The 19768-nt window shown below is 68.3% G+C and carries 16 protein-coding genes; 10 read left to right on the top strand and 6 right to left on the bottom strand.

Going from position 1 to position 19768, the window contains the following annotated elements:
- The first annotated feature begins 4 nt into the window (after window positions 1-4).
- From OG251_RS12355 to OG251_RS12345, 3 genes are read left to right on the top strand one after another with little or no spacing between them, the layout of a single operon-like run.
- Window positions 5-1585, top strand: coding sequence for a glycosyltransferase (locus OG251_RS12355; protein ID WP_326677203.1), 1581 nt, complete (start codon window positions 5-7; stop codon window positions 1583-1585).
- Window positions 1586-1587: 2 nt separating this feature from the next.
- Window positions 1588-3210, top strand: coding sequence for a glycosyltransferase family 2 protein (locus OG251_RS12350; RefSeq protein ID WP_326677202.1), 1623 nt, complete (start codon window positions 1588-1590; stop codon window positions 3208-3210).
- Between the two features lie 5 nt (window positions 3211-3215).
- A complete protein-coding gene (locus OG251_RS12345; RefSeq protein ID WP_326677201.1) occupies window positions 3216-4499 on the top strand; it encodes a nucleotide sugar dehydrogenase in 1284 nt (427 codons plus the stop codon).
- Between the two features lie 263 nt (window positions 4500-4762).
- Here OG251_RS12345 and OG251_RS12340 read toward each other — a convergent pair whose 3' ends face one another.
- The 6 genes from OG251_RS12340 to OG251_RS12315 form a co-directional block, all read right to left on the bottom strand.
- A complete protein-coding gene (locus OG251_RS12340) occupies window positions 4763-5911 on the bottom strand; it encodes an acyltransferase family protein (RefSeq protein WP_326677200.1) in 1149 nt (382 codons plus the stop codon).
- 93 nt (window positions 5912-6004) lie between these two features.
- Complete coding sequence (locus OG251_RS12335; RefSeq protein WP_326677199.1) at window positions 6005-6607, bottom strand: acyltransferase; 603 nt, start codon at window positions 6605-6607, stop codon at window positions 6005-6007.
- Window positions 6608-6746: 139 nt separating this feature from the next.
- A complete protein-coding gene (locus tag OG251_RS12330; RefSeq protein WP_326677198.1) occupies window positions 6747-8039 on the bottom strand; it encodes a CHAP domain-containing protein in 1293 nt (430 codons plus the stop codon).
- A 91-nt stretch (window positions 8040-8130) separates the two neighbouring features.
- Window positions 8131-9318 (bottom strand): peptidase S1 and S6, encoded by a 1188-nt coding sequence (locus OG251_RS12325; protein ID WP_326677197.1) that lies wholly within the window; start codon window positions 9316-9318, stop codon window positions 8131-8133.
- A 26-nt stretch (window positions 9319-9344) separates the two neighbouring features.
- Window positions 9345-9515, bottom strand: a complete 171-nt coding sequence (locus OG251_RS12320; protein WP_326677196.1) for a hypothetical protein — start codon at window positions 9513-9515, stop codon at window positions 9345-9347.
- Between the two features lie 231 nt (window positions 9516-9746).
- The gene (locus tag OG251_RS12315; RefSeq protein WP_326677195.1) at window positions 9747-10103 is read right to left on the bottom strand and encodes a hypothetical protein; all 357 of its coding nucleotides are present in this window, start codon (window positions 10101-10103) and stop codon (window positions 9747-9749) included.
- 127 nt (window positions 10104-10230) lie between these two features.
- Here OG251_RS12315 and OG251_RS12310 point away from each other — a divergent pair, with 127 nt between their 5' ends.
- From OG251_RS12310 to OG251_RS12280, 7 genes are all read left to right on the top strand, one after another.
- Window positions 10231-11226 (top strand): helix-turn-helix transcriptional regulator, encoded by a 996-nt coding sequence (locus OG251_RS12310; protein WP_326677194.1) that lies wholly within the window; start codon window positions 10231-10233, stop codon window positions 11224-11226.
- A gap of 233 nt (window positions 11227-11459) precedes the next feature.
- Complete coding sequence (rplU, locus tag OG251_RS12305; protein WP_073723125.1) at window positions 11460-11780, top strand: 50S ribosomal protein L21; 321 nt, start codon at window positions 11460-11462, stop codon at window positions 11778-11780.
- A gap of 14 nt (window positions 11781-11794) precedes the next feature.
- Window positions 11795-12052: a 50S ribosomal protein L27 gene (gene rpmA / locus OG251_RS12300; protein ID WP_015608479.1), complete on the top strand. Its 258-nt coding sequence runs from the start codon at window positions 11795-11797 to the stop codon at window positions 12050-12052.
- 145 nt (window positions 12053-12197) lie between these two features.
- Window positions 12198-13634 (top strand): GTPase ObgE, encoded by a 1437-nt coding sequence (obgE, locus tag OG251_RS12295; RefSeq protein WP_326677193.1) that lies wholly within the window; start codon window positions 12198-12200, stop codon window positions 13632-13634.
- A gap of 575 nt (window positions 13635-14209) precedes the next feature.
- On the top strand, window positions 14210-15709 hold the full coding sequence (locus OG251_RS12290; RefSeq protein ID WP_326677192.1) for a bifunctional cytidylyltransferase/SDR family oxidoreductase: 1500 nt from the start codon (window positions 14210-14212) through the stop codon (window positions 15707-15709).
- A gap of 196 nt (window positions 15710-15905) precedes the next feature.
- Window positions 15906-18035 (top strand): hypothetical protein, encoded by a 2130-nt coding sequence (locus tag OG251_RS12285; RefSeq protein WP_326681237.1) that lies wholly within the window; start codon window positions 15906-15908, stop codon window positions 18033-18035.
- 327 nt (window positions 18036-18362) lie between these two features.
- Window positions 18363-19601 carry a glycosyltransferase family 2 protein gene (locus OG251_RS12280; protein ID WP_326677191.1) on the top strand — a complete coding sequence of 413 codons (1239 nt, stop codon included), beginning with the start codon at window positions 18363-18365 and terminating at the stop codon, window positions 19599-19601.
- The last annotated feature ends 167 nt before the right edge of the window (window positions 19602-19768 follow it).

Here is a 19768-nt window from a genome sequence, read left to right as displayed (position 1 = left end):
GTTGATGGAGACGCAGGAATTCGGCGACGATCGGCCGGCCAAAGGCCGGGTGGTCATGCTGGTCGACAACAAGGTCGAGGGCGACTCGCGCGTACAGAAGGCCGCCGAGTCCATGGCTGCGGCGGGCTGGGACGTGACCCTGTTGGGCCTCGTTCGTACTGGCAGGGGCCGCAGCTGGAAGCTGGGCGATGCCGAAGTGCGGCTGCTGCCGCTGAAGGCGCCCCTGGCGAAGCGGCATGCCGAGCGGCACCGCTCACTCCTGCGCCGCCCCCTGGCGTATCCGCCGGGCCCTCTCGGCGCCTATCGACGGCAGTGGGCAAAGGCCTGGCGTACCGATGTCGCGACTCGTCGTGCCTCACTCAAGGTCGCGCCCCATGCGGTCGGCTCGCCGGCCTTCCGCAAGGCGGAGCGCGCCCGCCTCGCTGTAGCAGGACCGGCGTCGAAGGTGATGCAGCGCTGGATCGAGTTCCGTTCCGAGCAGTCCGTGGAGGCCCAGAAAGCCGGCCGACGGCTCCAAGGGCCGCTCGACCGTGCCTTCACCGCGGCCTGGAAGGGTGCCAAGGGGAAGAGGGCTTGGCGCAGGCTCGAACCTGCTCTGTGGGATTACGAGTTGACGTACGGCAAGGAGATCGAGGCTCTCAAGCCGGATCTGATCCACGCCAACGACTTCCGGATGCTCGGGGTCGGTGCCCGCGCGGCGGTTCGCGCCCGGGCCGCGGGCCGTCAGGTCAGCCTTGTCTGGGACGCCCACGAATTCCTGCCGGGTGTCCGTCCCTGGGAGGACAATGCGCACTGGATCCCCGGCAACACGGCGCACGAGAGCGAGTACGCCCCGTACGCCGACGCGGTAGTGACCGTCTCCGAGGGCCTTGCCGATCTCTTGCGCGAGCGCCACTCCCTGTCCACGCAGCCGACGGTGGTGCTCAACGCGCCCGATCGTCCGGTCGAGCCGCTCCCGGGACAGGACGCCGATCCTGTGCCGGATCTGCGTTCGCTGTGCGGCATCGGCCCGGAGGTTCCGCTGGTTGTCTACAGCGGTTCGCCCGGTCCGCAGCGGGGCCTCGGGGACATGGTGGAGGCGCTGCCGCATCTGGACGGCGTACACATGGCATTCGTCGTTCCCAATCCGGCCGCGGCCTACATAAAGACCCTTCTGGCCAGGGCCGAGGAACTCGGCGCGGGGGACCGTCTGCATGCGGTGCCGTACGTACCGCACTGGCAGGTTGTCCCGTTCCTTTCTACGGCGGACGTCGGCTGCATTCCGATCCATCACTGGCCGAACCACGAGATCGCTCTGATCACCAAGTTCTTCGAGTACTCGCACGCGCGGTTGCCGCTGGTGGTCAGTGATGTGAAGACCATGTCCGAGGTGGCTCGTTCGACCGGCCAGGGCGAGGTATGCACCGCCGAGGACGTAACCGATCTGGTCCGCGCGATCAAGCGGGTGCTGGCCGATCCCGGCCGGTACCGTGCCGCTTACGACAAGCCCGGGCTCCTCGACACCTGGACCTGGGAAGCACAGGCGGAGCTCCTGGACGAGCTCTACACCAATCTGCTCTCCGACCGCGAGAAGGCGGAAAACTGACTATGACGACGGCTCCTGACGTCAGTGTGGTTGTCGCCGTTTACAACACCATGCCCTACTTGACGGAGTGCTTGAACTCTCTTGTCCGGCAGAGCATCGGCCTCGACCGCATCGAAATCGTGGCGGTCGACGACGGGTCGACGGACGAGAGCGGTGCCGAACTCGATCGGTTTGCCGACAAGTATCCCGGCACGTTCAAGGTCATTCATCAGGCCAACTCAGGAGGGCCCGCCGCACCGAGCAACCGGGCTCTCGATCTCGCCACCGGTCGCTTCGTGTACTTCATCGGTTCGGACGACTACCTCGGCGAAGAGGCCTTGGCGCGGATGGTCGCCTACGCGGACGATCACGGCTCGGACGTGGTGGTCGGCAAAATGGTGGGCACCAACGGCCGCTACGTTCATCAGAAGTTGTACGTGAAAAATGACCCGGACATCAGTCTCTACGATTCGAGTCTGCCTTTCACGTTGGCCAATACCAAGCTCTTTCGCCGCGAGTTGGTGGAGAAGCACCAGTTGCGTTTCCCGGAGGACCTGCCGGTCGGCAGCGACCAGCCGTTCACGATCGAGGCGTGCGTCCGGGCCCGCAAGATCTCCGTGCTCTCCGACTACACGTATTACTACGCGGTCAAGCGCGGCGACGCGAGCAACATCACCTACCGGGCCGATCATCTGGCCCGGCTCCGGTGCACCGCGAAGATCATGAAGCACACGGCCGGTCTCATCGAGCCCGGACCGCAGCGCGACGCCGTCTTCAAGCGGCACTTCGACTGGGAGCTGTCCAAGCTTCTGCAGAAGGACTTCCCCGCCCTCGACACCAGCACCAAGCGCCTGGTGTGCGAGGGTCTGGCCGTCCTGATCGACGCGTACTACACCGACGGTCTGCGCGACGGTACGGGAGTGACGCGGCGGGTGCGCTTCGGTCTGGCCCAGCGCGGCGCCGTCGACGAGCTCAGCCGCGCTATCGCGGAGGAGACCGAGCACGGCGCACCGCCCTTCTTCCTGGAGGGCGACCGGGCTTTTGCCTCCTACCCCGGCTTCCGGGACGACGCCGTCGGCCTGGACGACCGCTTCTACGAGGTGCTCGGCGAGGCGGTGCCCGGCAGGCTCTCCAAGGGGACCGAGCTGGAGTCGGCCGCGTGGGAGCAGGACGGGGCGGAGCTGTCGCTCGCCCTGAAGGTGCGGCTCGGCATCATCGGCGACACGTCCTCGGCCGTGGTCGCGCTGGCCCAGGGTGCGATGCCCAAGAGCGCGGACAAGCCGGGAGCGCTGCGGATGTCCAAGGACGCCCGACGCCCCGAGGCGGTCGGCGAGTTCGTCAGGGAGACCGTGGGCGACGACCGCGGGACCCTGCTGAGCGCCCGCATCCCGGTCCAGCCCGTCAAGGCCAAGCGGGGAGTCCGGGTCTACGCCGACGTGGCGGGCTCGACGTACGAGATCCCCGTACGCACCGACGGGCTGCCGATGCCGCTGGCACGCCGATGGGGGCGCGTCGTCCCGTATCGCGTCGCCGCGAATCCGAACACCAAGGGCCGGCTCGTGATCACGACGGCCCCGCTGTGGGAGACCAAGGCCGGGACGCTGACGCGGCTGCGCCGCAAGCTGTCCGGTCGGAAGAGGAAGTAACACCGATGAACATCTGCGTAGTCGCGCTCGGCAAGATCGGGCTTCCGCTCGCCGTGCAGTTCGCCGCCAAGGGCCACACGGTCATCGGCGCGGACGTCAACGAGAAGGTCGTCGAGCTGGTCAACGCGGCCACCGAGCCGTTCCCCGGCGAGCACGACCTGGACGTCAAGCTCAAGGAGACGGTGGGCGCCGGGCTGCTCTCCGCGACGACGGACACCACGGCCGCGGTCGCCGCGTCCGACGCCGTCGTGGTCGTCGTCCCGCTCTTCGTGGACGCCGAGGGCACCCCGGACTTCGGCTGGATGGACAACGCCACCAAGGCGATCGCCGCGGGGCTTAAGCCGGGCACCCTGGTCAGCTACGAGACCACGCTGCCCGTCGGTACCACCCGGACCCGCTGGGCACCGATGCTCGCCGAGGGCTCCGGTCTCACCCCGGGCGAGGACTTCCACCTGGTCTTCTCCCCGGAGCGCGTGCTGACCGGCCGGGTCTTCGCCGACCTGCGCCGTTACCCCAAGCTCGTCGGAGGCATCGACGAGGCGTCCGCCCGGCGCGGCGTCGAGTTCTACGAGGCCGTGCTCGACTTCGACGACCGCGAGGACCTGCCGCGCCCCAACGGTGTCTGGGACCTCGGTACGGCGGAGGCGTCCGAGCTCGCCAAGCTCGCCGAGACCACCTACCGCGACGTCAACATCGGCCTGGCCAACCAGTTCGCCCGGTTCGCCGACCGGACCGGCATCGACGTCAAGAAGGTCATCGAGGCCTGCAACAGCCAGCCCTACAGCCACATCCACCAGCCCGGCATCGCCGTCGGTGGCCACTGCATCCCGATCTACCCGCGGATGTACCTGTGGAACGACCCGGAGGCGACCGTCGTGCGCTCGGCCCGCGAGGCCAACGCCGCGATGCCCGAGTACGCCGTGGACCTGCTGGCCGCCGCCTACGGCGACCTGGACGGTGTCGGCGTGCTGGTGCTGGGCGCCGCCTACCGCGGCGGGGTCAAGGAGACCGCGTTCTCCGGTGTCTTCGGAGTCGTCGAGGCGCTGAAGGCACGCGGCGCGATGCCGTTCGTCTCGGACCCGATGTACACGCCCGAGGAGCTGACCGCGCACGGCCTCGTGCCGCACCAGGGACAGACCGTCACCGCGGCCGTCCTCCAGGCCGACCACGCCGAGTACCGCGAGCTGGCCGCCGCCGACCTGCCGGACGTCCGCGTCCTGGTCGACGGGCGCCGGACGACGGACCCGGCCAACTGGACCGGTGTGCGCCGCGTCGTCATCGGCGGCTGATCGTCCGACAGAACAGTGGGAGGCTGGACCGGCCGACCGGTCCAGCCTCTCGTTGCTGGGGAATCAGAGCCCTGCGCCGGTGCCGGCGTCATGGGGACTGCCCACGCTCGATATCCCCGGTGGGCAGCTATCGGGGCCCGTCGGCGCTCCTCGCCTCGGCGTCGGCCGAAGGTGTACTGCTCAAGCCCGGCTCCGCGCGGATCCGGGTGTGCCCGATGTGCGCGCACGCCGACCAGTAGGCGCAAGCGGGACCCAGGACCGGTTCACAGCTTCGTGCGCAGCCAGCGGACCGCGGGCCGTTCCAGGTAGCGGTGCACCAGCCAGGACAGCACCAGCAGGACCGTCACGGTGACGGCCAGCGTGGGCCACGCTCCCAGGTGTCCGTAGAGGGTGCGGATCATGGCCCAGCCCAGTTCCTCGTGGAGCAGGTACAGCGGGTACACCAGCGCTCCGGCGGTGGCGAGCCAGCGCCACTGCACCCGGTCGAGCCAGTGCAGCGCCACGGCGAGCACGAGGAGATAGGAGACCGTCACCACGGCCAGGGCCACGTACGGGGAGCGGTCGAAGCCCAGATCGTCCCGCAGCCGGTCCCCGTGTTCCACGAGGTCGCTCTGCATGGTCAGCCAGCTCATGCCGAGGAGCAGCCACAGCTTCAGGTCGGGCCCGAAGCGGTACATCAGGTACATGGTGATGCCGGCGACGAACAGCGAGGTGTTCAGCGCTGGGGCGAGCGTGGGAAGCAGCGGTACCCCGTCGTACTGCTGGATCAGCACGGAGAGGACCAGCCAGGACCAGCAGAAGACGTAGACGCGCTGGAGACTGATCGGTTTCACCAGCACGACGAGGAAGACCAGGTAGAAGCAGAGCTCCAGCCAGAGCGTCCAGTAGGCGCCGATCAGGTGCTGTGCCTTCAGTGGCACCTGGAACATCGTCAGGTTCGTCAGAGCGTCGCTGAAACTCGGGGACTTGCGAACTCCGTCCGGCAGCACCCGGTACAGCACGAGCGCGACGATCACCGAGAACCAGTAGGCGGGGAAGAGCCGCAGGAACCGGGCACGGACGAACTGCCCCGGGGTGCGGCCCCAGGCCGACAGACAGATGACGAAACCGCTGATGATGAAGAAGAGCTGGACCCCGTAGGAGCCGTACTTCGCGAAGGGGAAGAGCCAGGGGAACAGCTCGCGGGGATTGACACCCCAGTTGACCGCCGTCGCCTTGTCGATCCCCGCGAAGTGGAACGCGAGGACGGCCAGCGCCGCCACGACCCGCAGGGCATCGAGTGCGTAGAGCCGTGGAGCCGGGCTCTTGGCCCGGCCGCCCCCGTCGTCGGATACGGCCGGGGCCGGAATCTCCGATCGCGCTTCGCCCGACGGGTGCGGACCGATCTTGGCTGGCAGGGAAGGAAAGTTCACTGCCTCATCGTCGGCTGTTCAAGCCCCTTCTTGGGGAGAACGCGTCGGATCGAGATCAAATGGCGACCGAGTTTGCCCGAGTTGCGGGGAGTCTTACGCGGCCCGTTCGCTGAGGACCCCGTCCTTCTCCTCGTACACCGCCCCGCTCTGCGGGCACTCCCACACGCCCGGCTCGCCCGCGCGCTCCACGAGGCGCACACCGCTGTGGCCCACCCAGCCGATCTGCCGGGCCGGTACGCCCACCACCAGGGCGAAGTTCGCCACGTCCTTGGTGACGACGGCGCCTGCGGCCACCATCGCCCAGCGCCCGATCCGCACCGGCGCGACACAGACGGAACGCGCGCCGAGCGACGCGCCCTCGGCCACCTTCACACCGACGGCCTCCCAGTCGCCCCCGCGCTTCTGCTTGCCCTCGGGGTCGACGGAGCGCGGGTTGTGGTCATTGGTGAGGACGACGGCGGGCCCGACGAACACACCGTCGCCGAGCTCGGCGGGCTCGTACACCAGGGCGTAGTTCTGGATCTTGACGTTGTCGCCGATCTGAACGCCCGTACCCACGTAGGCGCCGCGGCCGACCACGCAGCCTTCACCGAGCTTGGCGCCCTCGCGGATCTGGGCGAGCTCCCACACGCTGCTGCCGTCGCCGATCTCGGCGGTCTCATCGACCTGGGCGGTGGGCTGGATCCTGTAGTTCACGTGCGGTGCCTTCCTGGCGGGCGTATCTGCCCGCCGAGCATACGATCTCCCGGGACCTGCCCACTTCCCACACTCCTCCGGGACGCGCGCGAGGTCCCGCTCCCCGGACGGGGAGCGGGACCTCACCGGTGCGTGGGTGTCAGCCCTTCGGCGAGATGAAGGCGAGCGCCGGGCCGGCACCGATCGGGCTCGAGGCGGTGTCCCAGTTGAACCAGCTGGTCTTCTGGACCTGGTGGCTCTCGTTCCCGCCGACCGTCTCGATCTGCTTGCCGTCGGACGAGACGGCGATCACGATGTTCACGTGATCGGCCTCACCGTCGGTCAGGTTGCGGTCGGTGTCGTAGAGCACGGCGTCGCCGACCTTGGGGGAGCCGGTCCGGTACGTGTCGTGCTTCAGTCCGTACTCGCGCAGGCTGATCGCCCTCGCGTCCAGCGCCGACGAACCGGTCACGTCGTTCCCGGCCCAGATGTACTTCACGAACTCGGCGCACCACGCCCGGCTGTACGTGAAGTCGTAGTCGTTGAAGTTGTTGCCGACCTCCGTCTTGGCGTCCTTGGCGATGTCCTCACCGAGCGTGCTGACCGACTTGCAGGTGACTTGTCCGGGTGCGGCGGAGAGGAGCTTCTGGGTCCAGCCGGAGGCGTCGACCGGGTCGTCGTTGTTGTAGGTGATGTCGTCGCCGTTGCCGTCGGAGATGTTGGCGTCCTTGTACCAGTACATGGCTCCGGTCTTGGCGATGCGGCCGTAGTAGAAGCCGCTGCCGGAGGAGGTGACCTGGTCGAATCCGGACCAGCCGGACTCCTTCAGGTCGTCCCGCTTCCAGGCACCACCAATGATCTTGTAGGAGTGGAGCTTTCCGGCTTCGGTGGTGCCGAGGAGACGGTTCTGACCGGTGCTGGTGAGGGTCTTGAGGACGAAGCCGGTGCCGATTTCGGTGCGGCTGGTGATGTGCTGGGGGCCCTGGGGCTTGGCCTGGGTGACGGCGTACTGGAGGAGGACTCCGGTGGTGGTGGTGCCGTAGAGGTGGCCGTATCCGTCGTAGGTGAGCTTGTCGTGGGTCCAGCCCTGGTCGGCGATCTTCTCGATGCTGGAGACGGTGAGGGTTTCGTCGTTGCTCTTGACGTCGACGCGGTAGAGGGCGCCGGTGGTGGAGGTGACGAGGATGGTGTTGAAGTTGAGGGTGGCCATGGCCTGGGGTTCGAAGCCGAGGGCGGGGCCGATGCGGGTCTTGATCCGGTTGCCGTTGCCGGGGGTGATCGAGGAGTAGGTGAGTCGGCCGTCGTCCAGGACGCCGTAGATCGAGGTGGTGCCGGTGCATACCTGTTCGGCAGCCTGAACCGTGCCCGCACCGGCGGTCAGCAGACCGAGCGACATCGCGCCGGCGGCAATTGACGTGACAGCGGTACGCAACGCCTTGGAGGAAACGAACACAGGATGACTCCTTGATTTCGGGCAGCCCGGACGTCGGGCCGAGGTACTGGGCAAGTGGTACGGCGAGGCGAAGAGCCGGAATGCGGGAGGTTCAGTACCAGCCGGTGTTCTGGGAGTGGGTCCAGGCGGCGCACGGTGTCGCATAGCGGTCGTCGATGTAGTCGAGCCCCCACTGGATCTGAGTGAGGGGATTGGTGCGCCAGTCGCTGCCGGCGGAGGACATCTTCGTTCCGGGGTTTGCCTGAGGAATGCCGTAGGCGGCGGAGGTGGGGTTCTGGGCATTCCAGCGCCAGCCGCTCTCGCGGGTCCAGAGACTGTCCAGGCAGTTCCACTGCGCGGTGGTGGCCCAGTCGCGGTCCTGCTTGTTCATCAGGTCGCGGCCGGCCTTTTTCACCTCGCTGATGTTGTCGCGGTCGAGGGTTTCCTCAGGCGTCGTGCAGGTGACTTGTCCGGGTGCGGCGGAGAGGAGCTTCTGGGTCCAGCCGGAGGCGTCGACCGGGTCGTCGTTGTTGTAGGTGATGTCGTCGCCGTTGCCGTCGGAGATGTTGGCGTCCTTGTACCAGTACATGGCTCCGGTCTTGGCGATGCGGCCGTAGTAGAAGCCGCTGCCGGAGGAGGTGACCTGGTCGAATCCGGACCAGCCGGACTCCTTCAGATCCCCCCGCTTCCAGGCGCCGCCGCTGATCTTGTAGGAGTGGAGCTTTCCGGCTTCGGTGGTGCCGAGGAGACGGTCCTGGCCGGTGCTGGTGAGGGTCTTGAGGACGAAGCCGGTGCCGATTTCGGTGCGGCTGGTGATGTGCTGGGGGCCCTGGGGCTTGGCCTGGGTGACGGCGTACTGGAGGAGGACTCCGGTGGTGGTGGTGCCGTAGAGGTGGCCGTATCCGTCGTAGGTGAGCTTGTCGTGGGTCCAGCCCTGGTCGGCGATCTTCTCGATGCTGGAGACGGTGAGGGTTTCGTCGTTGCTCTTGACGTCGACGCGGTAGAGGGCGCCGGTGGTGGAGGTGACGAGGATGGTGTTGAAGTTGAGGGTGGCCATGGCCTGGGGTTCGAAGCCGAGGGCGGGGCCGATGCGGGTCTTGATCCGGTTGCCGTTGCCGGGGGTGATCGAGGAGTAGGTGAGTCGGCCGTCGTCCAGGACGCCGTAGATCGAGGTGGTGCCGGTGCATACCTGTTCGGCAGCCTGAACCGTGCCCGCACCGGCGGTGAGAAGCCCCACCGAAACCGCCCCCGCGAGCAGCAGGCCGACGGTGGTGCGGGTCTTGCTGGACCTGGTCTTCATGGTGTTGTCCCCCCAGGGATCGGTGATTACTGCCAGCTCATGTCGTTCGGAGTGACGACTGCGGGCACGTCGGTCCCCACTACTGCGGCAGCGGCGGAGTTGCTCTGGACCGGCACGGAGAGGGCGATCACGGGGGCCGCGAACACCAGGGCGAGAACGGTGAGCGTGCTGGCCTGGAGGTGACGGGAGAGGCTCATGGCGTGGCTGGCCCTTCATGTGTGCCGGTCGGCAGGTGGGGTGGCTATGGCCTTGCGGATGCTGCGTCGCAGTGACGCGCCCCGTTCGGTGATGCATAGCTAAGTCGCAGCTCAGAGGGGTAGGAAGAGGCTGCGGCTGACCCAAAGCGGCCTTGGACGGTTACGTCCAGAGGGGCCGGATCGGGCCTCCTGGACGTACGGCTGGACGGGCTGCCTCGGGCGCGGAACCGGTCATTGCCTGAGCAGAGGGGCGATGAGAGGTACGCCCACATCCAGGAGCTCGGCCGGAGGGACGCGTGTGTCATCGAGCAGCCGTCGGCTGATCTCCTCCGCTGTGGCTTCCGCCTGTGCCAGCGAGTCCGACAGGAGATAGAAGCCCAGTACGAAGTGCCGCGGCGGCACGAGGTGGACCGCGACATGTTCGACCTGATCGCCAAGGACGAGCGCGGCGCGCGCCAACTGCCGTATTTCCGGCGAAACTTCAAGGCACTTCAGCGTCTCGAAGCGTGCGTGGACGAGAAACATGCTCTTCACCATGGACGGCTTGGCGGGAGGGAATGGCCATCGGCAGTGGACGGTTTCGGCCATGGCCGCATCGGGCCCCGCTTATTCGCCCCGGCGGACATGCATACGCTGATCAATTGAAGTGTTGGTGAAGATTCTGAGATGATTCATTTGGTTGGGCGTACCAATTGATGGCGGGGTGGGGGCAAACGTGTTGACCGAGCTCGGGCTGGACGTCACAGCCGAAGCTGTCTATCGCACCATGCTGTCCATGCCGCGAGCCGGTGTGGCCGCCATCTCGGCGGCCCTCGGGGCATCGGAGGACGCCGTGCGCCGGGCGCTGGACGAGCTCAGCGAACTGGCGCTCGTGCGGCCGTCGGTCGAGCAGGACGGGCGGTTGCGGGCCGTCTCGCCGGATATCGGGATGGAGATCCTGATGGCCCGGCGGCAGGCTCAACTCACGGCCCAGCAGCAGCGATTGGATGCTTCGAGGGCGGCTGCCGTGCAGCTCATAGCGGAGTACGCCGAACTGACGCCGGACAGTGATCATCCGGGCGTGGAGCAGCTCGTCGGGCTGGACAGGATCCGGGACCGGCTGGTCTCCCTGACTCACGGCACGAGGGAGGAGGTTCTGTCGTTCTCGCCGGACTCGGTGCTGACCGAGGCGGCCATCGCCGCCTCCCGACCTCTCAATGAGGACCTGCTCGGCCGTGGTGTAAGGATGCGCACGATCTACCTCGACAGCGTCCGCAACAGCCGGCCGACGATCGAGCACGCGAACCTGCTGGCAGGCTTGGGCGGGCATGTCCGTACCGCCGCTTCACTGCCCATACGCATGCTCATCGTGGACCGTTCCACCGCTCTGATTCCGGTCAGCAGCAACGACACCGCAGCCGGTGCGGCCATCCTGACCGGCGAGGGCATGCTCACCGCTCTCTGTGCGCTCTTCGAAACCACCTGGGCGGCCGCCCAGCCGCTCGCCGATGTCCAGGTATGCGGCACGGACGGTCTCACCGCGCAGCAGTCGACCGCGATCCGACTGCTGGCCCAGGGGCACACCGACGAGTCCATCGCCAAGCGGCTGGGAGTCTCGCCGAGGACCGCCCGGCGGATCGCCAACGAGCTGATGGAGCGATTGACCGCCCGTAGCCGTTTCGAGGCCGGGGTCCGTGCCGTCCAGCGCGGCTGGCTGCCGCCGCACGCCTGAGGGCCCGGTCCGCCGACCGCGACCCGGTTTGACCCCCCGAACCCCGCCCCGTAACCTTGACCCTCGGTGTGTTTCTGTACGCACCTACCCCTGAGCACATCCCTTCCGGACCCGGTCGGCGTTCGCGTCGTCCGTCACGGGAGAGGCCGCTCATCCTTCCGGATCGTCCCGGGCCCCGGCCCGTGCGAGCGGCTGGCATCAGGGGATCCGTTCCGAGCGAGAGAGAGATCCGCGTGTACGCCATCGTGCGCAGCGGTGGTCGCCAGCACAAGGTAGCTGTCGGCGACATCGTTGAGGTTGACAAGATTCCCACCGCCCAGGTCGGCGACACCGTAGAGCTCTCTACGCTGCTCGTGGTCGACGGCGACGCCGTCACCAGTGACCCGTGGGTCCTGGCCGGGATCAAGGTTCAGGCCGAGATCGTGGACCACCACAAGGGCGCGAAGATCGACATCCTTCGCTACAAGAACAAGACCGGCTACCGCCGTCGCCAGGGTCACCGCCAGCAGTACACGGCGATCAAGGTCACCGGTATCCCCGCGGCTGCGAAGTAAGGGACTGAGGAGACATGGCACATAAGAAGGGCGCATCGTCCACTCGGAACGGGCGCGATTCCAATGCTCAGCGGCTCGGCGTGAAGCGCTTCGGCGGTCAGGCCGTCAACGCCGGTGAGATCCTGGTCCGCCAGCGTGGCACCCACTTCCACCCGGGCACGGGCGTCGGCCGTGGCGGCGACGACACGCTGTTCGCGCTGACCGCCGGTGCGGTGGAGTTCGGTACGCACCGTGGCCGCAAGGTCGTGAACATCGTTCCGCTCGCCGTCTGATCTTCTTCGGCGCACGCAGAGCGACACACAGCACCTTCCGAGGGCGGATCTCAGCTTTCCCGGTAAACGGGGAAGCGGGTCCGCCCTCGGCGTGTTACGACAGAGACAATTCCGTATTTTTCCGCAGTACCTGGAGGCACCAACCATGACCACCTTCGTGGACCGCGTCGAGCTGCATGCCGCCGCGGGTAACGGAGGCCACGGCTGCGCCTCCGTCCACCGTGAGAAGTTCAAGCCGTTGGGCGGCCCCGACGGGGGCAACGGCGGGCGCGGCGGCGATGTGATCCTCGTCGTCGAGCAGGCCGTGACCACGCTGCTGGACTACCACCACAGCCCCCACCGCAAGGCCACCAACGGCCAGCCCGGTGCGGGTGACAACCGCTCCGGCAAGGACGGCCAGGACCTGGTCCTGCCGGTTCCCGACGGCACCGTCGTCCTCGACAAGGCGGGCAATGTGCTCGCCGACCTGGTCGGCCAGGGCACCACCTTCGTCGCCGGTCAGGGCGGCCGCGGCGGCCTCGGCAACGCGGCGCTGGCCTCCGCCCGCCGCAAGGCGCCCGGTTTCGCGCTGCTCGGTGAGCCGGGCGAGGACCGGGACATCGTCCTGGAGCTCAAGACCGTCGCCGACGTCGCGCTCGTCGGCTACCCGAGCGCGGGCAAGTCCTCGCTGATCTCCGTGCTCTCCGCGGCGAAGCCGAAGATCGCGGACTACCCGTTCACCACCCTCGTACCGAACCTCGGTGTCGTGACCGCGGGCGGGACCGTCTACACCATCGCGGACGTCCCCGGGCTCATCCCGGGCGCCAGCCAGGGCAAGGGCCTCGGCCTGGAGTTCCTGCGCCATGTGGAGCGCTGCTCGGTGCTCGTGCACGTCCTGGACACCGCGACGCTGGAGTCGGACCGCGACCCCGTCTCCGACCTCGACATCATCGAGGAGGAGCTGCGGCAGTACGGCGGTCTCGACGACCGGCCGCGCGTCATCGTCCTGAACAAGGTCGACATCCCCGACGGCCAGGACCTCGCCGACATGATCCGCCCGGAGCTGGAGGACCGCGGTTACCGCGTCTTCGAGGTCTCGGCCATCGCGCACAAGGGCCTCAAGGACCTCTCGTACGCGCTCGCGGGCATCATCGCCGAGGCGCGCGCCGCCAAGCCGAAGGAGGAGGCGACCCGGGTCGTCATCCGCCCGAAGGCCGTCGACGACGCGGGCTTCCAGGTGGCCGTGGACGACGAGGGCATCTACCGCGTGCGCGGCGAGAAGCCCGAGCGCTGGGTCCGGCAGACCGACTTCAACAACGACGAGGCCGTCGGCTACCTCGCGGACCGCCTCAACCGCCTCGGCGTCGAGGACGCCCTGATGAAGGCGGGCGCCCGTGCCGGTGACGGCGTCGCCATCGGCCCCGAGGAGAACGCGGTCGTGTTCGACTGGGAGCCGACCGTGACGGCCGGTGCCGAGATGCTGGGCCGCCGCGGCGAGGACCACCGCCTGGAGGAGCCGCGGCCCGCCGCGCAGCGCCGCCGGGACCGGGACGCCGAGCGGGACGACGCGCAGAAGGAGTACGACGAGTTCGACCCCTTCTAGGCCGGAGCGACCGGAACGGGCCCGCCCGCGAGAGACCTCGCGCGGCCGGGGCCCGTCCGGTCCGGGCCGCCGGGTCGGATGTGTGCCGTCGGGAAGCTGTGTGGCCCTGGGTTGGCCGTGTGCCGTCGGGAAGCCCGAGTAGCCCCCGGGTCGGCCGTGTGCCGTCGGGAAGCCGTGTGGCCCCGGGTCGGCCGTGTGGCGCAGGGCCGGTTGTGTGCCGCGGAAGCGCCCCTGCGGTACACGACCGACCCGGAACCCGCGCCTCCGGACCCGACCGGCCCGCGAACGGTCCGAGAAGGAGTCCCGCCCGCCCGCCGTGCGTCGCCCGCCGGCCCGTACCGCACCGGGAATTGCCTGGTGACGGCCGGTGTACGTGCGGCAGATGTGCGGATTACGCAACACCTCTGTGGATTCGGTCACCTCGTGTACCGGCCCCGTGGAACCCAACCTCCCTGGCCAGGCAGTGAACTGCGGGTATCCGCAGGGCATGCGACGATCGACGTCCGCCTTGCGAGACGGTCACGGAGAGTGCGACCATCACACTGTTTCCCTCGTCATAGCAAGGTAGGTCGTCTGTGTCTGTGCCGCATGAAGCCAAGCCCCGGACCACAGCAGTCGTGCTCGCCGGTGGTACCGGTCAGCGCGTGGGACTGTCGATCCCCAAGCAGCTGCTGAAGATCGCCGGCAAGGCAGTCATCGAGCACACGCTGACCATCTTCGAGAACGCCGAGGGCATCGACGATGTGATCGTGCTGATGGCGCCGGGGTTCGTGCCCGAGGTCGAGAAGATCGTCGCCAAGGCCGGACTCACCAAGGTCACCCGGATCATCGAGGGCGGCAGCACCCGGAACGAGACCACCGAGCGTGCCATCGCGGCCCTCGGCGAGGGCCTCGCCGAGGGCGAGGACCGCAATGTCCTCTTCCATGACGCGGTCCGGCCTCTCCTGTCACAGCGCGTCATCAAGGACTGCGTCGACGCCCTCGGCCGCTACGAGGCCGTCGATGTCGCGATCCCCTCCGCGGACACGATCATCGTGACCCGCACCCACGGCGGGGACGGCGAGTTCATCACCGACGTGCCCGACCGGTCCCGGCTGCGCCGGGGGCAGACCCCGCAGGCGTTCAAGCTCTCCACGATCCGCAAGGCGTACCGGATCGCGGCGGGAGACCCCAACTTCCAGGCCACCGACGACTGTTCGGTCGTCCTCAAGTACCTCCCCGACGTGCCGATCTATGTGGTCGCGGGCGACGAGTACAACATGAAGGTCACCCAGCCGGTCGACGTCTTCATCACCGACAAGCTCTTCCAGCTGGCCTCCACCGCCGCCCCGCGCCAGGCCGACGAGGCCGCCTACCGTGAGCTGCTCTCCGGCAAGACCCTCGTCGTCTTCGGCGGTTCGTACGGCATCGGCGCCGACATCGCCACGCTGGCCGAGCAGTACGGCGCGAGCGTCTACGCGCTGGGCCGCTCCACCACCGGTACGCACGTCGAGAACCCGGAGCACATCGACGACGCGCTCTCCAAGGCGTACGCGGAGACCGGCCGCGTTGACTACGTCATCAACACCGCGGGCGTGCTGCGCATCGGCAAGCTGGCCGAGACCGACAACACGACGATCCAGGAAGCGCTGAACGTCAACTACCTGGCGCCCGTCCAGATCGCCCGCGCCTCGTACAAGTACCTGGCGGAGACCAAGGGCCAGCTGCTGCTCTACACCTCCAGCAGCTACACCCGGGGCCGTGCCGAGTACAGCCTCTACTCCTCCACCAAGGCCGCGATGGTGAACCTCACCCAGGCGCTGGCCGACGAGTGGGCGGGCGAGGGCATCCGCGTCAACTGCGTCAACCCGGAACGCACCGCGACGCCGATGCGCACCAAGGCGTTCGGCCAGGAGCCCGAGGGCTCGCTGCTCTCCTCGGAGGCGGTGGCGCGTACCTCGCTGGACGTGCTCCTCTCCGCGTTGACCGGCCACGTCATCGACGTACGGCAGCAGGACCCGACGCGCGGGGCCGCCGAATCCTCCGGGTTCGAGCAGGCGCTGGCCTCGGTGCTTGATCGTCAAGAAGATGTGTAATAATTCTTGAAAATTGTGCTTTTCCGGGCCTCTGTGATCGCTTAGTGCGATGGCAGAGGCCCGAATGCGTGAAGCCGCACCTTCACATTTCCCTCAATAGGTGAATCAACCGGCACCCCCCTGGAGCAGGTTCTTCGTGATTTCGACAGCCATTCGCCTGGCCCGTGTGGGCAGCAGGTCGGAACTGGCGGCAGCAATGTTGATGGGGCTGGGATATCCCTGCGTCATGGTCGCCGCTCTCCTCCCCAACATCTGGTTCTTCGCGGCGGCCACGGCGCTCACGTACGTCGCGGACTGGTACCTGCACCAGCGGGGGAGTTACCTGGTCAACCGGCTCGGCAAGGTGCGGGCGGGACTGCCCATCCGCTTCCTGCTCCGCCAGCTGATGCTCATCCTGCTGCTGGCCCGGCTGGATCTCGCGGAGGAGCCGCTCTTCTACACGGCGGTCGCCTGCTTCCTGGTCTTCTACGGACTTCAGGCCCCGCACGGCGCCCTGACCACCCTCATCCGGATGCGCCGCACGATGCCGGTCGTCACCCGCAACGTGGACCTGCACGCCGTCCGTATCCCCGACGCCCCGCCGAACGCGCTGCTGCACCGCCCCGCCGAGAAGATGCTCCACCTCGACATCCCGGCCGTCGTGGGGATACTGATCGCCGCCGAGACCGGCAGGTACGTCATCGGCTACGTGGGCGCCGCGATCACGCTGACGCTCGCCGTCCTGTACAACGCGGTGCTCGTCCCGTACCTGCGCCGCGGCCGGCTGGTTCCGCCGGCACCCGCCGTGCTCAAGGCCGTGGACACCTGGCTGCGCGAGTACCAGCCGACCGTCGTGCTCTACTTCTCCGGCTCCAACGAGTCCGCGTACCAGGGCAACATGTGGCTCGACACGATGGCACGGGTCGAGGGCCGCCCGCTGATCATCATGCGTGAGCGTGGTCTGGTGCCGCAGCTGGCCGAGACCGGCGTACCCGTGATCTGCATTCCCGCGGGCACCCACCTGATGAACCTGGACCTCTCCACCGTGCGGGTCTGCCTCTACCCCGCCAACGTCGGCAAGAACATCCACATGCTGCGGGTCCCGACCATGAAGCACGTCTTCATCGGCCACGGCGACAGCGACAAGCTGGCCAGCGTCAACCCGTTCTCCAAGGTGTACGACGAGGTGTGGACCGCGGGCCGGGCCGGACGCGACCGGTACGCCCTGGCCGACGTGGGCATCCGCGACGAGGACATCGTCGAGGTCGGACGCCCGCAGCTGGCGCCCATCAAGAGCTGGACCGGCACCACGAAGAACGCCGTCCCGACCGTCCTGTACGCACCCACCTGGGAGGGCTGGGACGACAACCCGGGCAACACCTCCCTGCTGCTGGCGGGCGAGAACATCGTGCGGCGGCTGCTGGCGGCCGACCGGCCGGTCCGGATCATCTACAAGCCGCACCCCTTCACCGGCATCCGCAGCGCCAAGGCCAAGGCCGTGAACGCGCGGATCACGGCGATGCTGGACCGGGCGGCCGCCGAGCGCGCCGCCGAACCCCGCTGGGCGAAGGAGGCGGCCTCGGACGCCGCCGGGCAGAGTGCGGCCAAGGCCGAGCTGGCCCGGATCGAGGCCCGCCTCGCCGCGCTGACGGCGACCGGGCAGTCCGGCGGCGACGACGCGGAGGAGTCGCGGGTCTCGCTCGCCGACCCCGCGCGCGAGGCCGAGACGGCCGCCCTGCGGGCCGAGTGGGACGACGCCTACTGGCGTTCGTTCGGCTGGTGGGAGCACCGGACCGTGTCCGGCGCCCAGCCGAAGCTGTACGACTGCTTCAACGAGTCCGACGCGATGGTTTCGGACATCTCCAGCGTGGTCTCCGACTTCATCGCGAGCGGCAAGCCGTACGCGGTCACCGACTCCGCCCAGCTCGGTGCCGAGGAGTTCAAGCGACAGAACACCGCCGTGCGGGCCGCGGTCATCCTGTCCAACAGCGCCGAGGAGATCGGTGAGCTGCTGACAGCGGTCACCGATCCCGCGGCCGACGCGCTGGCCGGCGCCCGCCGTGAGCTGAAGAGCTACCTCCTGGGCCCGGACGAGCCGACCTCCATGGAGCAGTTCAACGCCGCGGTGGCGGCCCTCGCGGCGAAGGCCGAGGCACGCAACGCGGGCGTCGCGCAGCGCGTCGCCGAGCAGGTCGTCGCGGAGCCCGACCGGGAGGCGGCCTCCAGCGGCGCCGGGACCGGTGAGACGGAGATCGTCGCGGCCGCCGCGACCACCGCCGACGCGGACGCGGTGGGCACGCCGGGCGACGAAGCCCCGCTCGCCGCAGGGCCCACGGCGGTGCGCTGACCGTCCTCACGATGGTGCGCTGACCGTGTCTCCGCGGTGGTGTGCTGACCGTCCTCACGGGCGGTGTGCTGACTGATCGCCGCGGCCGTGCCCTGACTGTTCGCGGCAGGTCAGGCCGACCGGACCGCCCAGACCGACGACCCGGTCGATTCCGTTCACCAAATGGCAAAGACGGTCAAAACTGGCCGAAAATGGAGCAACCCCCGCAACGGCCCGTACGTCTCTCCCTCCGGAGAGGCGTACGGGCCGTTCGGCATGTTGATGCACGTTGGGTGCGATAGTCGGACAATTGGCCCCCAATCGTGATCAAATCGACAGGTGTACAGCATGGCCGAAATGCCGATCAAGAACAGCGAGCCCGATGTCAGCGTGATCATCGGCGCCTACGAAGCGATGCCCTATCTGGTCCGCTGTCTGGAGTCCGTCGAAGCGCAGACGCTCGGCGCCGGGCGCATGGAGATCGTCGCGGTCGACGACGGCTCCACGGACGGTACGGGGGAGTACCTGGAGGAGTTCGCCGCCCGGACCGACATCCCCATGAGAGTGATCCGGCAGGCCAATTCCGGCGGGCCCAGCGGGCCCCGCAACGTGGGCCTGGGGCTCGCCCGCGGCCGGTACGTCTTCTTCCTCGACGCCGACGACTACTTCGGCGAGGAAGCCCTGGAACGCATGGTCGCGATGGGTGACCGGGCCGGTACGGATGTGGTGCTCGGCAAGGTCGTCGGCGTCAACCGCGGCGCGGCCAAGTCGATGTGGAAGGAGACGGTCGAGCGGGCCGACCTGTATTCCTCCAACATCAAATTCACCCTGAGTGCCCAGAAGCTGTTCCGGCGCGAGCTTCTCGCACGGCTCGGGATGAGATTCGACGAGGAATTGAAGACCGGTGAGGACGCCCTCTTCACCATGGAGGCGTACCTGCGGGGCAACGGCGTCTCCGTCGTCGCCGACTACACCTGCTACTACCTGGTGGGCCGTGACGACGGCAAGCACGTGACCAAGAGCGGCGGCTACGTTCTGCGGTTCGACTCGGCCAGGGCGCTGATGGGGCTCATCGCCACCCATGTGCCCGCCGGGCCGCACCGCGACGCCCTGATGGTCCGGCCGTTCGTCATCACGCTGCTGCCGCAGTTCGGTCCCAGGATGCTCAAGCAGACGGCCTCGGTGCACCGGAAGAAGATGGCGCTCGCGGCCCCGCTGATGGAGTCCTACTGGACACCGGGGCTCGCGCGCCGCCTCAAGGTCCACGAGCGGCTGCGGCTGGTCTGCGTGGCGAAGGGCCGGCTCGACCTGCTGCTCGACGTCGTGCGCTTCCTGCGGGCCAAGGAGGCCCCGGAACTCGTCCGCAGGACGGACCCGGCCCGGCTGTACCTGGCGTATCCGCACTTCGGGGACGGCTCGGGACTGCCCGACGAGGCGTACGCGGTGACCGTGACCGAGTGGGTCGGCGGTGAGCGCGTCCTGCCGCCGGAGCCGCGGCCCTATGTGTCCTTCGCCAGGCGCGCGGTCCGCAAGGCCCGCCGTACGGTCCTGTCGCTCCTGCGCGCACCGCGGGCGCACCGGGCCTGACGGCGGATGTACCGCGCCCAACTCCGGGCGCGGTACGGCGGATTCGCGCTCGGGCGCGATACGGCGGCCCACCGCCGGAGCCCCGTCCCGGAAGTGCCGGGGGCCGGTCGATCCTGTGACTGGGTTCACGTCATACTGTGGGGCAACCATGAGACCGTTGTAGGCGT

Source organism: Streptomyces sp. NBC_01237 (genome assembly GCF_035917275.1).
Lineage (GTDB): Bacteria > Actinomycetota > Actinomycetes > Streptomycetales > Streptomycetaceae > Streptomyces.
This window is presented reverse-complemented; position numbering and strand designations above follow the sequence as displayed.

Coding starts and splice junctions, on each gene's coding strand:
- OG251_RS12350 (WP_326677202.1), top strand. CDS start 1,588: ATGACGACGGCTCCTGACGTCAGTGTGGTTGTCGCCGTTTACAACACC.
- OG251_RS12320 (WP_326677196.1), bottom strand. CDS start 9,515: ATGAGCCTCTCCCGTCACCTCCAGGCCAGCACGCTCACCGTTCTCGCC.
- OG251_RS12285 (WP_326681237.1), top strand. CDS start 15,906: ATGTTGATGGGGCTGGGATATCCCTGCGTCATGGTCGCCGCTCTCCTC.
- rpmA (WP_015608479.1), top strand. CDS start 11,795: ATGGCACATAAGAAGGGCGCATCGTCCACTCGGAACGGGCGCGATTCC.
- OG251_RS12280 (WP_326677191.1), top strand. CDS start 18,363: ATGGCCGAAATGCCGATCAAGAACAGCGAGCCCGATGTCAGCGTGATC.
- OG251_RS12325 (WP_326677197.1), bottom strand. CDS start 9,318: ATGAAGACCAGGTCCAGCAAGACCCGCACCACCGTCGGCCTGCTGCTC.
- OG251_RS12355 (WP_326677203.1), top strand. CDS start 5: ATGGAGACGCAGGAATTCGGCGACGATCGGCCGGCCAAAGGCCGGGTG.
- obgE (WP_326677193.1), top strand. CDS start 12,198: ATGACCACCTTCGTGGACCGCGTCGAGCTGCATGCCGCCGCGGGTAAC.
- OG251_RS12345 (WP_326677201.1), top strand. CDS start 3,216: ATGAACATCTGCGTAGTCGCGCTCGGCAAGATCGGGCTTCCGCTCGCC.
- OG251_RS12315 (WP_326677195.1), bottom strand. CDS start 10,103: ATGGCCGAAACCGTCCACTGCCGATGGCCATTCCCTCCCGCCAAGCCG.